The sequence below is a fragment of the Arthrobacter sp. AFG20 genome (assembly GCF_002892795.1).
Taxonomy (GTDB): domain Bacteria; phylum Actinomycetota; class Actinomycetes; order Actinomycetales; family Micrococcaceae; genus Arthrobacter.
This window is the reverse complement of the sequence record NZ_PJMC01000012.1, coordinates 97,526-115,676: the sequence shown is the minus strand read 5'-3', so window position 1 is coordinate 115,676 and position 18,151 is coordinate 97,526. Positions and strand designations below refer to the sequence as shown.

16 protein-coding genes and 1 pseudogene are annotated in these 18,151 nt (G+C 66.8%); 5 read left to right on the top strand and 12 right to left on the bottom strand.

Features of this window, described 5'->3' with window-relative positions; all coding sequences use genetic code 11:
* Positions 1–72 precede the first annotated feature (72 nt).
* On the bottom strand, positions 73–945 hold the full coding sequence (locus tag CXZ05_RS15045) for an NERD domain-containing protein (protein WP_102973353.1): 873 nt from the start codon (positions 943–945) through the stop codon (positions 73–75).
* A gap of 403 nt (positions 946–1,348) precedes the next feature.
* Between CXZ05_RS15045 and pgm the strand changes: the two genes are divergently transcribed.
* Complete coding sequence (gene pgm, locus CXZ05_RS15040) at positions 1,349–3,010, top strand: phosphoglucomutase (alpha-D-glucose-1,6-bisphosphate-dependent) (protein WP_102973402.1); 1,662 nt, start codon at positions 1,349–1,351, stop codon at positions 3,008–3,010.
* 219 nt (positions 3,011–3,229) lie between these two features.
* On the opposite strand, the gene CXZ05_RS15035 is transcribed toward pgm, so the two are convergent.
* Complete coding sequence (locus CXZ05_RS15035) at positions 3,230–3,835, bottom strand: malonic semialdehyde reductase (RefSeq protein ID WP_102973352.1); 606 nt, start codon at positions 3,833–3,835, stop codon at positions 3,230–3,232.
* A gap of 265 nt (positions 3,836–4,100) precedes the next feature.
* Here CXZ05_RS15035 and CXZ05_RS15030 point away from each other — a divergent pair, with 265 nt between their 5' ends.
* Complete coding sequence (locus CXZ05_RS15030; protein ID WP_102973351.1) at positions 4,101–5,453, top strand: uracil-xanthine permease family protein; 1,353 nt, start codon at positions 4,101–4,103, stop codon at positions 5,451–5,453.
* Positions 5,454–5,527: 74 nt separating this feature from the next.
* Here CXZ05_RS15030 and CXZ05_RS15025 read toward each other — a convergent pair whose 3' ends face one another.
* Positions 5,528–6,076: a hypothetical protein gene (locus tag CXZ05_RS15025; protein WP_102973350.1), complete on the bottom strand. Its 549-nt coding sequence runs from the start codon at positions 6,074–6,076 to the stop codon at positions 5,528–5,530.
* A 50-nt stretch (positions 6,077–6,126) separates the two neighbouring features.
* Complete coding sequence (locus tag CXZ05_RS15020; RefSeq protein WP_102973349.1) at positions 6,127–7,026, bottom strand: SDR family oxidoreductase; 900 nt, start codon at positions 7,024–7,026, stop codon at positions 6,127–6,129.
* 189 nt (positions 7,027–7,215) lie between these two features.
* On the opposite strand from CXZ05_RS15020, the gene CXZ05_RS15015 reads away from it, so the two are divergent.
* On the top strand, positions 7,216–7,713 hold the full coding sequence (locus tag CXZ05_RS15015; protein WP_102973348.1) for a DUF6328 family protein: 498 nt from the start codon (positions 7,216–7,218) through the stop codon (positions 7,711–7,713).
* Here CXZ05_RS15015 and CXZ05_RS15010 read toward each other — a convergent pair.
* From CXZ05_RS15010 to CXZ05_RS15000, 3 genes and pseudogenes are all read right to left on the bottom strand, one after another.
* Positions 7,710–8,834, bottom strand: a pseudogene (locus CXZ05_RS15010) (glycerate kinase). The gene CXZ05_RS15015 and the pseudogene CXZ05_RS15010 overlap by 4 nt on opposite strands.
* Positions 8,835–8,888: 54 nt before the next feature.
* Entirely contained in the window at positions 8,889–10,742 is a 1,854-nt protein-coding gene (locus CXZ05_RS15005) for a thiamine pyrophosphate-requiring protein (RefSeq protein ID WP_102973347.1), read from the bottom strand.
* A 28-nt stretch (positions 10,743–10,770) separates the two neighbouring features.
* Positions 10,771–10,998: a DUF6480 family protein gene (locus CXZ05_RS15000; RefSeq protein ID WP_102973346.1), complete on the bottom strand. Its 228-nt coding sequence runs from the start codon at positions 10,996–10,998 to the stop codon at positions 10,771–10,773.
* A gap of 173 nt (positions 10,999–11,171) precedes the next feature.
* Between CXZ05_RS15000 and CXZ05_RS23465 the strand changes: the two genes are divergently transcribed.
* Positions 11,172–11,636 carry a hypothetical protein gene (locus CXZ05_RS23465; RefSeq protein WP_258006600.1) on the top strand — a complete coding sequence of 155 codons (465 nt, stop codon included), beginning with the start codon at positions 11,172–11,174 and terminating at the stop codon, positions 11,634–11,636.
* Here the strand turns inward: CXZ05_RS23465 and CXZ05_RS14990 are convergent.
* The 5 genes from CXZ05_RS14990 to CXZ05_RS14970 form a co-directional block, all read right to left on the bottom strand.
* On the bottom strand, positions 11,633–12,469 hold the full coding sequence (locus CXZ05_RS14990) for a glycerophosphodiester phosphodiesterase (RefSeq protein WP_180987404.1): 837 nt from the start codon (positions 12,467–12,469) through the stop codon (positions 11,633–11,635). The two genes, CXZ05_RS23465 and CXZ05_RS14990, sit on opposite strands and share 4 nt — an antisense overlap.
* A 20-nt stretch (positions 12,470–12,489) precedes the next feature.
* The gene (locus tag CXZ05_RS14985) at positions 12,490–12,732 is read right to left on the bottom strand and encodes a hypothetical protein (RefSeq protein WP_102973344.1); all 243 of its coding nucleotides are present in this window, start codon (positions 12,730–12,732) and stop codon (positions 12,490–12,492) included.
* 107 nt (positions 12,733–12,839) lie between these two features.
* Positions 12,840–13,658 carry an HAD family hydrolase gene (locus CXZ05_RS14980; protein ID WP_102973343.1) on the bottom strand — a complete coding sequence of 273 codons (819 nt, stop codon included), beginning with the start codon at positions 13,656–13,658 and terminating at the stop codon, positions 12,840–12,842.
* 30 nt (positions 13,659–13,688) lie between these two features.
* Positions 13,689–15,368, bottom strand: coding sequence for a cell wall metabolism sensor histidine kinase WalK (locus CXZ05_RS14975; RefSeq protein ID WP_258006599.1), 1,680 nt, complete (start codon positions 15,366–15,368; stop codon positions 13,689–13,691).
* Positions 15,369–15,463: 95 nt separating this feature from the next.
* Positions 15,464–16,549: a LacI family DNA-binding transcriptional regulator gene (locus CXZ05_RS14970; protein WP_102973341.1), complete on the bottom strand. Its 1,086-nt coding sequence runs from the start codon at positions 16,547–16,549 to the stop codon at positions 15,464–15,466.
* A 306-nt stretch (positions 16,550–16,855) separates the two neighbouring features.
* On the opposite strand from CXZ05_RS14970, the gene CXZ05_RS14965 reads away from it, so the two are divergent.
* Positions 16,856–18,148, top strand: a complete 1,293-nt coding sequence (locus CXZ05_RS14965; protein WP_258006598.1) for an extracellular solute-binding protein — start codon at positions 16,856–16,858, stop codon at positions 18,146–18,148.
* The last annotated feature ends 3 nt before the right edge of the window (positions 18,149–18,151 follow it).

Here is an 18,151-nt window from a genome sequence, read left to right as displayed (position 1 = left end):
TGTCCTCAACAGAACATTACCGCCGTCCCCGGACATTTATGCCGGGGACATCTGACCGGGCACCGGCTGGCCTTACTTAGGGAGCAGCTCCCACAACAGCCACAGGGGCGGCGCCAGCAGTGCCGCTGAAACGAGACCCGCGACGAGTGACCGTCCCACCATCCGCAGCACGGTACCCGGCCGGCGATCCCGGGCATACCGATAGTGCGGTGGGGCCGGACGCCTGTCGGACGGACGCCGGTGCGCCGGACGCCGGAGCGCTGCCCTGGACGTGTTCGCGTCGTCCGTTCCCTCGGTGCCAGGGCGGCCTGCGCCCGGGCTGCCCGTGGCTGGGCGGTAGGCGGGGTTCCGGACGGTGCCGGCTTCCGGCACCTGCGGACGGGTGAGGAGTTGCCCTAGCTGTGCGTAGAGCAACAGGGCCGAAGGTGCATCCAGCACGTCCGGCAGGCCGGTTACGGCCTCCGGGATGCAGTCGATCCCCCGCACCTCGATGCCCGAACCGGTGGTGCCCCGCAGTTCCGGCTGGGCTGTCAGGCAGATCAGCGAGCGGACCAGCCTCCGCCACGGCGCCGGCAGGACCGCGGCCACCGCGGCTGCCTGCGCCAGCGACGTCTCCACCGCCGGGAACCGGTCATGACCGTTCTGGAGGAGCGCGCCATCCACGACGTCGACGTGGCCGGACCAGTTCTTGACGCTGACAACCACCACGCCGCCTGGCCCCACCAGGACATGCTCCAGCCGCGCCAGCGGGCGGCCCGGCCAATGGACATCGTGCAGCAGGAACCAGCCGTGGGACCCCAGCCCGGCAAGCCTTTCGGCCGCCAGGTGGCTGCTTTGCTCCGCACCCACAGAACCGGCACCAACAGGGCCGGGGTCGCGCTTCAGCCGCGCGATCCGTTCGCTGGCGAGCCTCGTCCGTTCGGATGCTGCATCTCCAGCCCCCATTGTTCACCTCTGCAATGCTCGCTCGTGTTCCAAATGACCGGCCCAATTCAACCGACCCCAATCACCCGGCCGTAAATTTTCCCGGCCCAAAAGCCGGACGAATTGCCGGCTCCAACCGCCGGAATTACCCTCCCGCGGATGGCACGGCTGAAATTCAGCCACAGGCTTCCGGGACGTTTCCGCTGGTCCGGACGCCCGGCGTCGTACGTGACTCCGGAGGTTCCTGCCGTTTGAACGTAACAGCCCCCTCAGGGGCGGGTATATAAGTACTTTTTCCGCACTACTCAGTTTTTTGTTCCGGAGAAATGCAAGTAGCGCGGAAAATTCGTGACATTCTGCGTCACAGGGGCCGGATTCCGGACACTCCGTGTTGACCTTCGCCGTCGTCTGGCATGCTGGTGCCATGGCTAGCCGAGCGGGCACAGTTGCCCAACCCCAAGACCTTGTCGATCTGACCGCACTGCTCGACGCGTACTACGACGTCAAGCCTGACCTGGGGGATCCCGGCCAGCGCGTGGCCTTCGGAACCTCCGGGCACCGCGGCTCGAGCCTGAAAGCGTCCTTCAACGAGGGTCACATCGTGGCGATCACGCAGGCGATCGTGGAGTACCGCGCCGGGCAGGGCATCACCGGCCCGCTGTTCCTGGCCAAGGACACCCACGCGCTGAGCGAACCGGCGCAGAACTCCGCCCTTGAGGTGCTTGCCGCAAACGGCGTGAACGTCCTCATCGACGCGCGGCACGGCTACACCCCCACCCCGGCCCTGAGCCACGCCATCCTCACGTACAACCGCAACGCCCCGGCCGGAGCACCGCAGGCTGACGGCATTGTTGTCACTCCCAGCCACAACCCGCCGGCCGACGGCGGCTTCAAGTACAACCCTCCGCACGGCGGCCCGGCCGACACCGACGCGACGGGCTGGATCGCCAACCGCGCCAACGAACTGCTGGAGAACGGGCTCCGCGGCGTGAAGCGGATTCCGCTGGCCCAGGCCCTCGAGGCCGAGACCACCGGAAAGTTCGATTTCCTGAGCAGCTATGTGGACGATCTGCCCTCTGTCCTGGACTTGGATGCCATCCGTAATGCCGGCGTCCGGATCGGGGCCGACCCCATGGGCGGCGCGTCCGTGGATTACTGGGGTGAGATCGGCGAACGCCACCAGCTGAACCTCACGGTGGTCAACCCCACGGTGGACCCGCAATGGGCTTTCATGACCCTGGACTGGGACGAGAAGATCCGGATGGACTGCTCTTCGCCGTCGGCCATGGCCTCCCTCATCAACCGGATGACTGTTGGTGCGGACGGGTCTACCGCCTTCGATGTCGCCACCGGGAATGACGCCGACGCCGACCGGCACGGCATCGTTACCCCTGACGGCGGACTGATGAACCCCAACCACTACCTCGCGGTGGCCATCGACTACCTGTACCGCAACCGCAGCGGCTGGAACCCGAACTCCGTTGTGGGCAAGACCCTCGTGTCCTCCTCGATCATCGACCGCGTGGCGGACGGCCTGGGCCGCAAGCTCGTGGAGGTGCCCGTGGGCTTCAAGTGGTTCGTCCCCGGCCTGCTCTCCGGCGAAGGTGCATTCGGCGGCGAAGAATCCGCCGGCGCTTCCTTCAACAAGCGCGACGGCAGCGTCTGGACCACGGACAAGGACGGCATCCTGCTGGCGCTGCTGGCTTCGGAGATCACCGCCGTCACCGGCAAGTCGCCATCCCAGCTTTACAAGGGCCTCACGGACCAGTTCGGTGCGCCGGTGTATGCACGGATCGACGCCGCCGCGACGCGGGACCAGAAGGCGGCGCTGGGCAAGCTGTCGTCGTCGGACGTCACTGCGACGGAACTGGCAGGCGAGGCAATCACGGCCAAACTGACCGAGGCGCCGGGCAACGGCGCGTCTATCGGCGGACTGAAAGTGGTCACCGAGAACGCGTGGTTCGCGGCCCGCCCCTCCGGCACCGAGGACGTCTACAAAATCTACGCGGAGTCCTTCAAGGGCGCCGACCACCTCAAGCAGGTTCAGGCCGAGGCCAAGGCTCTGGTGGACGGGGTCATTTCCTAGGAAATTACTCGGTTCCCAGGAACAAGAAAGCGCCGGATGGCTGTTGACCATCCGGCGCTTTGCTTATGCTCAAGAAGTCCAAACAGGACTACCATTGGAAGTGGCCCGGATGCATGCCTTGCAGTTTTTGACTGCAGAAATACTGTCCAGGATGCCTCCGGAATGTCCCCCATATTGCCGGAGGCATTCCGTGTTCGGAGGCTGTCCGCAACCCGGCCTTTAGACCGTGCGGACCACGTCCTCGTAGGCGAACTTGGGCTTCGCTTCGCCCCAGGCCTCGGGGCCGGGCTGGCCGATGTTCACCACCAGGAAGCTTTTCTGGTCGCCTGCCGGGAAGAACTCTGCGTCGATGGCGGGGAAGTCCGCGCCGGTCATCGGGCCGGCGGCGAAGCCGAGCGAGCGGACGGCCAGGATGAAGTAACCGGCCTGCAGGTGGGCGTTGTTATTGCCCGTGGAGGTGGCCAGGTCCGGTGCGGCGTCGTACATGGCCTTGGGGGCGTTGTAGCCGGGGAGGAAGTTGTCCCACTGCTCCTGCCAGGCCGTGTCGTAGCTGAGGATTGCCACCAGGGGCGCGGAGGCCGTCTTGGCCCGGTTGCCCGAAGACAGGGTGGCCACGAGCTTGGCGCGGGCCTCCTCCGAGCGCACGTAGGTGACGCGCAGCGGCTGGGAGTTGAAGGCGGTGGGGCCGAACTTGGTCAGTTCGTAGATGGCGCGGGCCTGCTGCTCGCTAACCTCGCCGGTGAACGCGTTGGCGGTGCGGGCTTCGGCGAAGATGGCATCCACGGCGGCGGAATCGATCACTGCTTCTTCATGGGCGATTGTCATTCGCGCCCCTTTCACTAGGCCGACATACGCCTGCGGGCGGCGTCGGGCAGTCCTGCTTGCTTTCGTTGGGTTCAACCGGATTCAGAAGCGCGCTCTTCCCGGAACAGCCAAATAAGCGCGTGACGTTCCACACACTGCGGCGGCCAATCCTGGCTGCACCGGCTGACGGCCGGAAGCCCTCTCGCGCCCGCGTCCGGCGGGGTATTCTTGCTCCTGAAGATCCAGCCCGGCGAGCGGGCAAACTCCCCTCCGAAAGGCCCCGCCAATGAGCATGCTCGGAATCAAATGGAAGCTGCACGGCAACGGCAAGGCCGTACGTCCGGGCGAAGTGGTGGCTCCCGGCGAACGGCTCGCGTGGCCCATCACCATCGGTGTAGGCATGCAGCACGTTGTGGCCATGTTCGGCGCCACCTTCCTGGTGCCGATCATCACCGGAATGCCGCCGGCCACCACGCTCTTCTTCTCCGGCATCGGCACACTCCTGTTCCTCGTGATCACCCAGGGCCGCGTTCCCAGCTACCTTGGCTCAAGCTTTGCGTTCATCGCGCCCATCACGGCGTCCCAGCAGCAGTTCGGTATCCCCGGGGCGCTGGGCGGCGTGGTGCTGGCCGGCGCCGGCCTCGCCGTGATCGGCGCGATCGTGCAGAAGTTCGGCGCCGGTTGGATCAACCGGCTGATGCCGCCGATTGTCACAGGCGCCATCGTGGCCCTGATCGGGCTCAACCTGGCTCCTGCCGCCAAGAACAACTTCGACGCCGCCCCCGTGACCGCACTGATCACGCTGGCCACCATCATCGTGGTGAGCGTCCTGTTCCGCGGAATCATCGGCCGCCTCAGCATCCTGGTGGGCGTGCTGGTGGGCTACCTGGTGGCAATGCTCCGCGGCGAGGTGAGCTACGAGAAGATGGACGCCGCCGCCTGGGTAGGACTCCCCCACTTCCAGACGCCCGAGTTCCACATCGGCGTACTGGGCCTGTTCGTGCCGGTGGTCCTGGTGCTGGTGGCCGAGAACATCGGCCACGTGAAGTCGGTGTCCGCCATGACCGGCCAGAACCTGGACGGCGTCTCCGGCCGTGCCCTGATGGCCGACGGTGCCGCCACGGTGCTTGCCGGGTTCGGCGGCGGCTCCGGCACAACGACGTATGCAGAAAACATCGGCGTCATGGCGGCCACCAAGGTCTACTCCACTGCCGCCTACTGGGTGGCCGGCGTCTTCGCCATCCTGCTGAGCTTTTCGCCGAAGTTCGGCGAACTGATCGCCACGGTCCCGCCGGGCGTGCTGGGCGGCGCCGCCACCATGCTGTACGGCATGATCGGTATCCTCGGCGTGAAGATCTGGGTCCAAAACAAGGTCAACTTTTCGAACCCGGTCAACCTGACCACGGCCGCAGTTTCCCTCATCATCGGCATCGCGGACTACACCTGGGCCGTGGGGGACCTGAAGTTCACGGGCATCGCGCTCGGATCCGCCGCGGCCCTGGTGATCTACCACGGCATGAAGGCCATCGCGAAGGCCCGCGGCACCGCCGCCGAGCCCGAGACCGAGCAGCAGGGCCTGCCGCCAGCCGCCAAGGCAGCAATCAACGCCGCAGCAAAGAGGCAGCCCAAGAAGCGTTAGGGCTTCCCGGGCTGCCTCCGAAAACAGTCCCGCGGCAGGAGTCCTGCGTAGATGAGTCCCGCGCGGGGTGCGGGCTATCCGGCGTCGAACGTTTCATCGTCGTCGTTGGGTGACTTTTCCTTGGGCAGGTCGTTGCCGCTGCCGTCCGGAATGCCCGCCGCCTCCTGCCCGGGCTCCGAGGAGAACTGCTCGGCGCCGGATTCGTCAGCGTTGCCCTCGTCGATCTCGGCGTCTGCCGAGGGCACGGCCGTGTCCCCGTCCTCGGCGCCGGCCCCGGGCGAGGCGTCCGGATCGCGCGGCAGCGGTGACTCGCCGGGGACCGGGTCAAAGCCTGCCACGTTGCTTTCACCCTCGGCGTGGAGCTGGTCGTCGGTTCCGCCGAAGCGACCGGCCCCGGGTTCGCCCGAGCTGTCCTGGTCCTCCTCGGCGAAGTGGCTGAGGTTCGGCGTTCCGGTCTGGAAGGTCTCTCCCTCGGGGCTGTTCTGGTTCAGGCCCGCGGCGTCGAAGTCTTCTTCTTCGCGGGGCTGGGCAAACTGCTGGCCGCCGGCTTCCTGCTCCGCGGTGGGCGTGCCGTAGCCTCCCGCTTCCTCTTCAGGGGCTGCGTGCTGGTTGTCCTGGCTCATCTGTTCCTCCTGCTTGGTGGGGAATTGCTTGGCTGGGAATTACTGGAAACTCAAAGGCCTTTGCCGCCGGTGACGGGAACCACCGCCCCGGACATGTACGAACCGGCGTCGGATGCCAGCAGAACGTAGGCAGGGGCGAGCTCGGCGGGCTGTCCCGCGCGCTGCAGGGGAGTGTCCTGGCCGAACTTGGGCAGCTTGTCCGGCCATTCGGTGGCCGGGATGAGCGGGGTCCAGATGGGCCCGGGCGCCACGGCGTTGACCCGGATTCCCTTGGGTCCCAGTTCCTGGGCGAGGGCCTTGGTGAAGGCCACCTGGGCCGCCTTGGTCATGGCGTAGTCAATGAGCCCGGGAGACGGATTGAATGCCTGGATGGAGGCCGTGGTGATGATCGAAGCACCGGCCTTCAGGTGCGGCACGGCGGCACGGGCTGTCCACAGCAGGGAGTACAGGTTGGTCTTGAAGACGCGGTCGAACTCCTCGGTGGGCAGGGACTCAAGGCTGTCGCGGTTTTTCTGGTACGCCGCATTCAGCACCAGCACGTCGAGCCGGCCAAACTCTGCAACGGCGTCCTCGACTATCGATGTGCTGAAGTCCTCGTTCCTGCCGTCACCGGCGAGGAGCAGTGCCCGTCGGCCGGTCTTGCGGATCCATTCGGCGGTGTCCTGCGCGTCGTCCTCCTCTTCGGGAAGATAGGAAATGGCGACGTCGGCCCCCTCGCGTGCGAAGGCGATGGCCACCGCCTTGCCGATTCCGGAGTCGCCGCCCGTGATGAGCGCCGCTTTGCCCTCCAGCGCCCCGCTTCCCTCGTAACTCAGCTCGCCATGGTCCGGCTGCGGATCCATGGGTGCGGTCAGGCCCGGCTGCTTCTGCTCCTGCTCGGGAAAGGGCCCTGAGTGGTATGTCCCCCGGGGATCACCGGGCTGGTCGGACTGCTTGGCTGGGTCGCTCATTCTCCACCTGCTTACATTGTCTGGGCTGCCGGTTGTTCGAACCTAACGCAGGTTTGAGGAGCAAGTCCACCACCTGACGCAACACTAGTCAGCAAACTTAGCATTTGTTGAATTAGGGCATACTTGAGCCTAGGTTTGGAGCAGGCGCACGCGCCGTTGGCCGGACAGAGGCCAGAAAGAGGAGGGTTCATGACCGATCCGGACGCCCCGGCTGGCAGCGGCCGGAACGAGACCCGCGAGGAGCAGCTGGACCGGAACTGGATGGAACTGATCCAGGAACTGCGAGTCCTGCAGACGGGCGTCCAGATCCTTGCCGGCTTCCTGCTGACCCTGCCGTTCCAGCAGCGCTTTGAGACCCTCGATGACTTCCAGGTCACGCTCTACCTCGTGAACGTGGCCCTCGCCGCGCTGACCACCGCGTTCATCCTCCTGCCGGTCAGCGTCCACCGCCGGCTGTTCCGGAAGCGGCTCAAGGCAACCCTGGTGGCCAGCGCGGACAACATCACCAAGATCGCCCTCGGCGGGGTGGCCGCCCTCAGCGTGGGCACCGCCGCGCTGGTGTTCGACGTTACGGCAGGCCGCACAGTGGGCCTCATCGCCGGCGGCGTGCTGTTGGGTGTGCTGGCGATCCTCCTGGCCTACGTTCCCGTGCATCTGCACCGGAGGGCCAAGAAAGAGGGCGGCTAGGCTCCTTCCAGCACTTGGCGCGTCGCCCACGCGAGGTATTTGCCGGCGTCGGACATGGCGTCCTGCGGGCTGGGCGCGACGTCCAGCAGTTGCGCCGCGGCCACCACGCCGTGCCCGGCCAGCTCCTCCGGCGTGACCAGAATGCGTCCCGCCACGGCTACGACCGGGATGCCGCGATCCCGGGCGGCCTCCGCGAGGGCGATCGGCGCCTTCCCGGTGAGCGACTGGGAGTCCATGGAGCCCTCGCCGGTGATCACCAGGTCGGCGTCGGCGAGCTTCTCGGCCAAGCCCGTCAACGCAGCCACCAGCGCGAAGCCGCCTTCCAGCGTTGCCTGGGTAAAGGCAAGGAAGGACGCCGGGAAGCCGCCGGCCGCTCCGGCGCCCGGGACGTTGACGTCCCGGCCCGTCGCCTCCCGGAGGAGGGATGCCCAGTTGCGCAGGCCGGCGTCGAGCTTTTCAATGGCGTCGTCATCGGCGCCCTTCTGGCGGCCGAAGACGTGCGCGGCACCGGCGGTGCCGTAGAGCGGGCTCTGGACATCGACGGCGATCCTGAACTTGACGGCGGACAGCCGCGGATCGAGCCCGGCGACATCCAGGGAGACGGCGTCGGCCAGTTAGCCGCCGCCCAGCGGCACCACGTTCCCGGCCGCGTCGAGTGGTTTGAGGCCCAGTGCACGCAAGGCGCCGCTGCCGCCGTCGGTCATGGCCGAGCCGCCGACGCCCAGCACAATTTCGGTGGCGCCGGCGTCGAGGGCGGCGGCGATGAGCTGCCCGCAGCCGTAGCTGTGTGCCCGCAGGGAGTTCTCCGGCGTCGGCTCCATGTGGGCCAGGCCAGAGGCTTGCGCCGTTTCGATAACTGCGGTGGTGGCGCCGGACCCGTCCTTTCGGAGGGCCCAGGCGGCGCCGATCGGCGCCAGGATGGGACCAACGACGGCGTTGATCCGCTCCTCATAGCCGGCGGCGACGGCGGCTTCCAGGGTTCCCTCGCCGCCGTCGGCCACTGGGCACTGCGTGGTAACGGCGTCCGGGTAGACCCGGAGTGCGCCCTCAGCGATGGCGGCGGCGGCTTCGACGGCGGTGAGTGATCCCTTGAACTTGTCCGGGGCAATGAGGATGCGCATGCCCCTATCCTGCCACCCCTATCGGGGAACGCGCTTACCCATTCCGTCATGCGGTCAGCTGCGGGACTCCTCCTGGCCGGCGTAGGTGTCCAGCAGTGCCGCCGCACCCTTCCCGGCTTCGCCTTCCTCGGAGAGCGCCGAGCGCATGTCGTCCAGCTTTTCGGCGCCCGCCGGGAACGGCGGCAGGAGGGGCACATCCGGGTCGGTCAGGACCTCGATCACTACCGGGCGTTCCGCGGCGAGCGCCTGGTCCCAGGCATCGGCGAGCTGCTCCGGGGAATCAACGCGGATGCCGGTCAGCCCCAGCAGCTCCGCGTATCCGGCATAGGGAAAGTCGGGGATTTCCTGGCTGTCCGGGAACCGCGGCTCGGATTCGGTTTCCCGTTGCTCCCAAGTGACCTCGGCCAGATCCCTGTTGTTGAACACGCACACCACGAAGCGCGGGTCGGACCACTGCCGCCAGCGGTGCGCCACGGTGACCAGCTCGGCGATGCCTGCCATCTGCATGGCGCCGTCGCCGGCCAGGGCCACGACGGGCCTGTCCGGCCGGGCCAGCTTGGCCGCGATCCCGTACGGAACCGAGCAGCCCATGCTGGCCAGCGTCCCTGAAAGGTGCGCCGGCACTCCCTCCGGAAGGGTCAGCTGGCGGGCATACCAGTAAACGCAACTCCCGACGTCGACACTCACCTGGGCGTTGCGCGGCAGCCGGCCGCTGAGTTCGCGGACCACGAGCTCCGGGTTGACGGGCTTGGCCGGAACGCGGGAGCGCTCCTCGGCGAGGGCGTGCCAACTGCGGACCTGCTCCTCCACGTCCGCCCGCCATTGCTTGCGGCCCTGTTTTTGCGCGCCGGCACCCTTCAGCAGCTCCGTCAGCCTGGCAAGGGTTTCGGCCGCATCGCCAACGAGACCAACTTCGACGGGGTAGCGGTTACCGACCTTCCGCCCGTCGATGTCCACCTGGACGGCCCGGGCAGCCCCGGGTTTCGGATAGAACTCGGTCCACGGGTCGTTGGAGCCGATGATCAGGAGGGTGTCGCAGTTCCCCATCAGGTGGGCGCTGGCGGTGGAACCGAGGTGTCCCATGGTGCCCGCCGCAAACGGCAGCGTTTCATCCATGTATGGCTTGCCCAGGAGGCTTGTGGTGATGCCGGCATCAAGCTGTTGCGCCAGGGCCAGCACCTCGGCCTGGGCGTTCTTGGCGCCCTGCCCCACCAGGAACGCCACCTTGCTGCCGGCTCCCAGCACCTCGGCAGCCCTGGCCAGGTCGTCATCGTGGGGCAGCACCCGCGCAGGCTGCCATTCGGGCGCGGTGACGATGATGCCGTGCTCCTGGTCGAGCTCGGGGGCCGGGGCCTTCTGGATGTCGTGCGGGACAATCACGACACACGGGGTGCGGGTTTCGAGGGCTGTGCGGAAGGCGCGGTCCAGCACCATGGGAAGCTGCTCCGGGGTGCTGACCATCTGCGCGAACTGCGCCGCCACGTCCTTGAAGAGCGTCAGCAGGTCGATTTCCTGCATGTAGGCCGACCCCAGCACACTGCGGCCCTGCTGGCCGATGATGGCCACCACGGGGACGCCATCCAGTTTGGCGTCATAGAGCCCATTGAGGAGGTGCACCGCGCCCGGCCCCTGGGTGGACGTCACCACGCCCACCTGGCCCGTGTACTTGGCGTGCCCGACGGCCATGAACGCCGCGGTTTCCTCATGCCGGGCCTGCACGAATTCGACGCCGGCTCCGCTGTTACTGCTGTCGGCGCTTTCACTGCTGCCGGCTCCGCCGCCCTGCATGCTACGGCGCAGCGCGCCCATGAAACCGTTAATGCCGTCCCCGCTGTAGCCGAAGACCCTGTTGACGCCCCAGGCTTTGAGGCGCTCCACCATTACGTCGGCAACCAGCCGGTCAGCCATCGCACACTCCTTCTGATAGTCGTCCTGATTATTCGTCGTGCCCCTGGTCGCCGCTCATCTGGTCTTCGGCGGGCGGCGTCTCGCCGGGCGGCACTCCCCCGCCCGGCTCAAGGCCCGTGACGTTGCCGTTCAGCGGATCGGGGTTGGGCGTGGCGGCCGAGTCCCCGCGGGTGGCGTCGTCGGTTCCGGCTTCGCCTGTCCTGGCGGCGTCGCGGTCGGGATTGGCCGGGTCATTTTCGGGATGGTAGGTGCTCATGGTCCTGCGGTCCTCCTTGGAACAGGTGCGCCGGCGTGGCGACGGACTTCGGTTACGGACTCAGGTTGCCGGGGCCCGGCAACACTGGACTAATTGTAAGCATGCTGATAATTCTGGAACAGTCAGATGCCGCACAGTCCGGCCCGGCCGGAACGTTTCGAAGGAGCAAACTGATGGGAATCGGCGACAGCATTGGCAAAGCAGCGGAAAACGCGATGGAGGACCTGGGGCAGACGTCCGACCCGACCGACGACGCCCACGCGCCCGAGCCCGGAGCGTCCGACGAGGACATCCAAGTGCACTCCTCCATCAGCGAAGGCTCCAACGCCAGGGATGGCGACGACGGTCCGCGGTCAGGTGTGCACACGACCTACACGCCGCAGGGCCCGGGCACGGAGGCGAGCGGGGGCCAAGGCACGGCAGGCGCCACCGGCGCGTCCGGCACGGACGAGTCAGCCGACGAGTCAGCCGGAACCGCCACATCCGGCGGCATAGGCGCGGCAGGCGCCACGGACGCGCCCGAAGCAGCGCGCGGCGTCCCTGGCCCGGCGGGGCTTCCAGACCCGGATCCGGAGGAACTGCGGGCAGATCCTTCCGAGGGGGACCAGGACCCGGGCACGGGTCTGGGACGCGGCTAGCCCCACTGCCCGCGCGCCTGCAGGGCTTCCTTCAGCAGGTCGGCGCGGTCGGAGACGATCCCGTCCACGCCGAGGTCAAGCAGCCGGTGCATCTCGGCGGGATCGTTGATGGTCCAGACGTGCACATACAGCCCGAACTCATGCGCCCGGCGCACGAATCCCGGAGTTACGACAGGAATAGCCCGGTAGCGGACCGGCACCTGCAGGGCATCGACGTCGTGCAGCGCCCGCCGCAGCACCGCCCGCACCGGGGACACCAGCGCGCGAACGGACAGCAGCGGCCCCAGCACCAGGAGGAGGGCGTTCGCAAAGGTCCCGGCCGACGATGCGGTCCTGCGGCTGAGCTGTTTCAGGACCGCGCGGCGCCGGCGGTCGGAGAAACTGGCGATCAGCACGCGGTCGTGGATCTGGTGGCGCTCGATCGCGGCCACGATGCTGGGGACGGAGTGCCAGTCCTTGACGTCCAGGTTGAAGCGCGCGTCCGGAAACGCCGCCACCAGCTCGTCGAACGTTGGCACGGGTTCCGTCCCGCCGATCCGCACGCGCCGCACTTCGTCCGCCGTGAGGTCATGGATCCTGCCGTGGCCGTCCGTGACCCGGTCCAGGGTGCGGTCGTGGAAGAGGAGCAGCTCGCCGTCGGACGTCGTGTGGACGTCCGTCTCCAGATGGGAATAGCCAAGCTCGACGGCGGCCCGGAACGCCGTCAGCGTGTTTTCCAGCCCTGCCAGCGAGAATCCGCGGTGGGCCAGTGCCACCGGCCGGCTCAAACCGGGCCCAAAAGCCGACCCGGGTTCAGGCCCGGCAGCGGAGAAGTAAGGCAGGGTTCCCGTCATCCCCGAAGCTTAGACCAGCCTCAGGCGGGCAGAATCTCCACGCGGTCGCTGCAGTGGAGCAGTGTCCGGCCGCGGCCGCCGTCGAGATCCACCCACACCACGGTGCGGTCCGGCGTGACGGCCGAAACACGGCCGCCGGTTTCAAATCCCGGCGCAAGCCGCACGCTGACCCGGTCCCCCTCACGCAGGGCCGACCAGTGCGGTCCCGGCTCCACGGGACGCAACGGAACCTCGGCAGTATTTTTGGTCGTTTTCCTGGCCACGATGTCCCCTATCGGTCACTCACCCAACAGGCCACACCCTACGGTGCGGACATGAACGCAAGTTGACCGCCAGCCGGGAGTTCGGCGGCAGGTGGGCGACGGCAGCCTTAAGGCAGCTGGAGGCCCAGTGCGGCGAGCTTTTCCTCGAGAATCTGGGCCACGCCGTCGTCGTCAAAATGCGGCGCCTGCTGGCCGGCCGCGCGGATCGCTTCCGGGTGCCCGCTGGCCATGGCGTAGCCGTGGCCTGCCCAGCGGAGCATTTCGATGTCGTTGGGCATGTCGCCGAACGCCACGACGTCCGCCGCGTCAATCCCCAGCGAGGCGGCGTAATCGGCCAGGGTAACGGCCTTGTTGATCCCCGGCACGGCGAGCTCCAGCATGGCGACGGTGGGCGCCGAGTGCGTCACCGACGCGAGGCTTCCGACGGCGGGGCCCACCTCCGCGAGGAACTCGTCGGCCGTGCCTTCGCGGACGATGGCCAGGAACTTGACGACGGCGTCCGCCGCGGTGAGCGTCGAGGCCAGCGGGGCAGGGGTGAATTCGGAAAGCAGTTCGCTTGAGCCGTTTTCGATGAAGCCGGGCTCGAGGTGGAAGCCGGTGAGGGTTTCGGCGGCGAAGAGGGCGGTGGGGCGCACCTTCTTGATGATCCGCCGGATTTCGAAGATGTCGTCGATAGCCATGGTCTGCGCCGAGACAACCTTGTCCGCTTCGAGGTCCCACACCACGGCGCCGTTCGAACAGATCACGGTGCCGGTGTGGCCCAGCTGCTCCTCGAGCGGGTGCAGCCAGCGCGGCGGGCGGCCGGTGACAAAGACGAGTTCGACGCCGGCCCTCCGGCAGGCGTGGAAGGCCCGGATGGTGCGGTCACTGATTTTTCCGTCGTGCCCAAGGATCGTTCCGTCTATGTCACTCGCTACCAACCGCATGCTGCCAGTTTACGTGGGCGGTCCGGATGCTCAGGAGATGGGGAGGCTCACCGTCACCGTGGTTCCCTTGCCCGGCGCACTGCGGAGACTGATCGAGCCGCCGTGGCCCTCGACGATGGTCTTGCTGATCGGCAGTCCCAGGCCTGCGCCCGGGATGGCGGTTTCGCGGGAGCGAGCGGACCGGAAGAACTTGGTGAACGCCTGCTCCTGCTCCTGCCCGTCCATGCCAATGCCGGTGTCCGTGATCGAACAGACAACGTGGCTGTCCGCCCGGTGGGCGCGGGCAATGACCCTTCCCCCGTCCGGCGAGAACTTGATTGCATTGGACACCAGATTGCCGAAAACCTGGCGGATCCGCCCGGGATCGACGCGGGCGGTCAGGGGCTCCTCGACGTCGAGGACGAGTTCCACACCGCTGTCCGCGGCCTTGGCATGGGAGGATGTCACGACGCCCGCCAGCAGGCTGGCCACGTCGGCCTCCTGCAGGGTCAGTTCGATCCGTTCGGAGGCAATCGCAATCAGATCGTTCACGAGGCCGAGCAGATGGTTGGCGTTGCGCTGCACGATCCGCAGTTCCTCCTCGATGTCCTCGTGGCCGGGCTCGTCGAGGACCAGTTCGAGGTAGCCGAGGATGGATGTCAGCGGGGTGCGGAGCTCATGGGAGACGGTGGCGACGAAGTTATCCTTGGCCGACAGGGCACGGATCAGTGCCGTGACTTCGGCGAAGGTGATCACCGCGCCTGCATGCTTTCCATTGGTGGAACTCATGGTGCGGGCCGTAACGGAGTAGGCGCGCATCTCCGCACCCTCGCCCGCCCAGTACAGCTCGTCGGTGAACGTCTCGCCGCCGGCCGCGCGCGCCGCCGGGAAGCGTTCCGGGGGCACCGCGGTGATACGGTCAGCCTCGAACAGCGGCGGCCAGTTGGCTGAGGGCGCCGGGCCGGCCAGCGCCGCGTCGGTCCGCAGCGCCCTGTTTGTCAGCACGTCCTGTCCGTCCTGGTCGACAACCCAGACTCCCACATCGACCGTGGAAAGTACGGCGTCCAGGAGTTGCTGCCGGCGGACAGTCTCGGCGGCGGTGTCCGCGAGCACCTCGTCCTTCCTGACCAGGGTCTCGCGCTGGCGATAGAGCGTGCCCGCCACCACGTGGGCCGTGACGGCGATCGCAGCCATGACAAGGGGCAGGAAAATCGTCCGGATCATGGAGCCCTGCGTCGCCGGCGTGCCTAGGGCCGCAGCCGGCAGCACGGTGCTGAGCAGGGCACCAACCACGGCGAGGACGACGCCGGCCCGGTTGCGGTCGACGGACAGCCAGACCACCGGAAAGACCAGCAGGAGGCTCAGGACGTTGAAGTTGGGACCGCCGGCCTCCCGCGTGAAGCCGATGGCCACGCAGTCCAGCGCCGGAATCAGGGCGTATGCGCCGGCGGGGAGCTGGCCCCAGGGAACGGCCACGCTAAGGACAAAAAGCGCCGTATGCGCCAGCAAGGCCAGTTGGAAGGGTGCGCCGGCGAGGGTCTCGGGGTGGAAGACCGCTGCGGCGGCAACCACCAGCAGCACTGTGACGGAGAGGGGCAGCTGACTCATCACCACGCGGCCGCGGTCGCCCAGGCTGCCAAAGAATGCGTCGACCTCGTCGGCAACGGCAGAGCCGGAGCCACCGCCAGACCGAAGCTCCGGCTGGACATCGGGTTCACCTACACGGCTCATCAGTCTCTTCCCCCCGGAGCAGAATGAAGCAAGTTCCTCCGGCTGCTTGAAGGCACTGGTCACAGCCTAACCCGCAAGAGGCGGCCCGGCGGAAGCTAGCCCGAGATAATCCCATCTTTACGAGGCCGATTTTTCCGCGGCTCATCTTCCCGCGGCGGCGCGGTGGATTCCCTTATCACCAGTTGAGTGGCAAGCTCCACCCTTCGCGAATCCAGCAGCTCGCCGCGCATCTGGCGCAGGACGAACCGCAGGGCGGTGGCACCCATCTCCTGCAGCGGCTGGGAAACCGACGTTAGCGGCGGCACCGACTCCTCGGCCTGGTATGTGCCGTCGAAGCCGACCAGACTCATGTCCTCGGGCACCCGGATCCCCTGCCGGCGCGCTTCGGCGAGCACACCCAGGGCAATGCTGTCGCTGCCTGCGAAGATGGCCGTGGGAGGCTGGTCCAGTCCAAGCAGGTGCTTCATGCCCTTGGCGCCGTGTTCCGACCGGAACTGCCCCGATAGGACATACTCGTCCTCGACGCCCACACCGGCGGACCTCATGGCCGCCATGTAGCCGTGCAGCCTCGCCTGGTTGCATTCGGCTGTATCAGGGCCGCCGAGGTAGGCAATCCGGCGGTGGCCAAGCTCCAGCAAGTGGGAGGTCGCGGCCTTTCCTCCCGCCCAATTGCTTGCACCGACGCTGACCACGTCGCCCGGAGGCGGATTCAGGGGGTCAATGACCACCACCGGGATTTTCCGCCGGTGAAAGGCATCCAACTGGGCGTCCCCGAAGGCTGACGTCACGACAATCATGCCGCACCGGCCCTCATCCACGATCCGCTGGGCGCGCTGCTCCGGGGTCAGGGTTGATGCGCCCTGCTTGCCGGTGACGTTCAGCAGGACCTCGATGTCCGAGACGGCCGCGGACTCCAGCACGCCGTTGAGCACCTCTACGGCATAGCCGGATTCCAGGTTGTCGATGACCACCTCGACCATTTGCCGCCCCGAGGCGTTCCGGCGGTTCTGCAGCGGAGACTTGTACCCGGTCCGCGCCAGCGCGGTCAGCACTTTGGCACGCGTGTCTGCTGAGACGTCGTCCCTCCCGTTGATCACCTTGGAGACGGTGGGAGTGGAGACACCCGCCTCCCGCGCCACGGCCGCCAACGTCAGCTTGCCTTGAGATTCGATCCTGGACATCCGTTCCCTTTTCGAAAGATTTCGAGACTTCAGTCTGCAGGCTTGCCGTGGTTTGGTCAACGCCCCATCACGCTCCAGAGGGTAAAGAAAAGCCTTGACGCACCCCTGCCCCACCGTTATGTTTTATCTCACACCGCAAGTTTTATCGAAATATTTCGAACGCGGTGAAGGTCTCAGCAAACAGTTCATGGGCGGTGCCGCCTGATTCCAGACGGGCTCCCCTACGCAAAGCCGGGCGATCAGCGTCGAGCCCGATGGATGAATGGAAATGTTTAGATGACAACTCGAAAGTTGCGCTCAGTCGCGATGGCAATCTCAGCAGCCGCCCTCTCGGTGAGCCTGGTCGCCTGCGGCTCCAGTGGCCCTGCGGGATCCACCGCGGCAGGTGACGGTTCTGCCTCCATGTGGGGCCTGACGGGTGGAAACCAGCCTGTACTGCAGAAATCCGTCGAGGCTTGGAACAGCGCACACTCCGACCAGTCCATCAAACTGGACTTCTTCGCCAACGATGCCTACAAGACCAAGGTCCGCACCGCCGTCGGCGCCGGCGAAGGCCCCACTTTTATCTACGGCTGGGGCGGCGGTGTCCTGAAGTCCTACGTTGATGCGGGCCAGGTGGAGGACCTCTCATCCTTCGTCAAGGAGAACCCCGAGGTGAAGGAGCGCTACCTTCCTTCCGTCCTGAAGAACGGCGAGATCGACGGCAAGACCTACGCCCTGCCGAACAACAATGTCCAGCCCGTGGTTCTGTACTACAACAAGGAAGTCTTCGACAAGGTCGGCGTACAGCCACCAAAGACCTGGGACGAACTGATGGCGCTCGTGCCGAAATTCAAGGAGGCCGGCGTCGCCCCCTTCTCCCTGGGCGGCCAGTCCAAGTGGCCTGACCTGATGTGGCTGGAGTACCTCGTTGAGCGCATCGGCGGTCCCGAGGTCTTCGCGAACATCGCCGCAGACAAGCCCAACGCCTGGTCGGACCCCGCGGTGACCGAGGCGCTGACCAAGATCCAGCAGCTGGTGGACGCCGGCGGCTTCGTGAACGGCTTCTCCTCCATTGCCGCGGACAGCAACGCGGACCAGGCTCTGCTCTACACAGGCAAGGCGGCCATGGTCCTGCAGGGCGGCTGGATCTACCAGGGCATGAAGAAGGACGCAGGCAGCTTCGTCACCGGCGGCAAGCTCGGCTTCACTACCTTCCCCACTGTCGAAGGCGGCAAGGGCGACCCCGCCAACGTGGTGGGCAATCCCTCCAACTTCTGGTCCATCTCCGCCAAGGCCACCGACGAGCAGAAGAAGGCCGCCCTTAACTACGTCAAGGATGGAATGTTCACTGACGCCGACACCGACGCCCTCATTGCCTCCGGCGCCGTCCCGGTAGTCAACGGCATCGACAGCAAGCTCGAGGCTTCACCCGACAAGGACTTCCTCACCTTCGTCTACGGCGTGGCCAAGAAGGCGCCGAGCTTCACACTCTCCTGGGACCAGGCGTTGAGCCCCGCGCAAGGCGATGCGATGCTGTCCAACCTTGACCAGATCTTCCTCAAGAAGATCACCCCGGAGCAGTTCGTCACCACGATGAACGCCACGATCGGGAAGTAACAG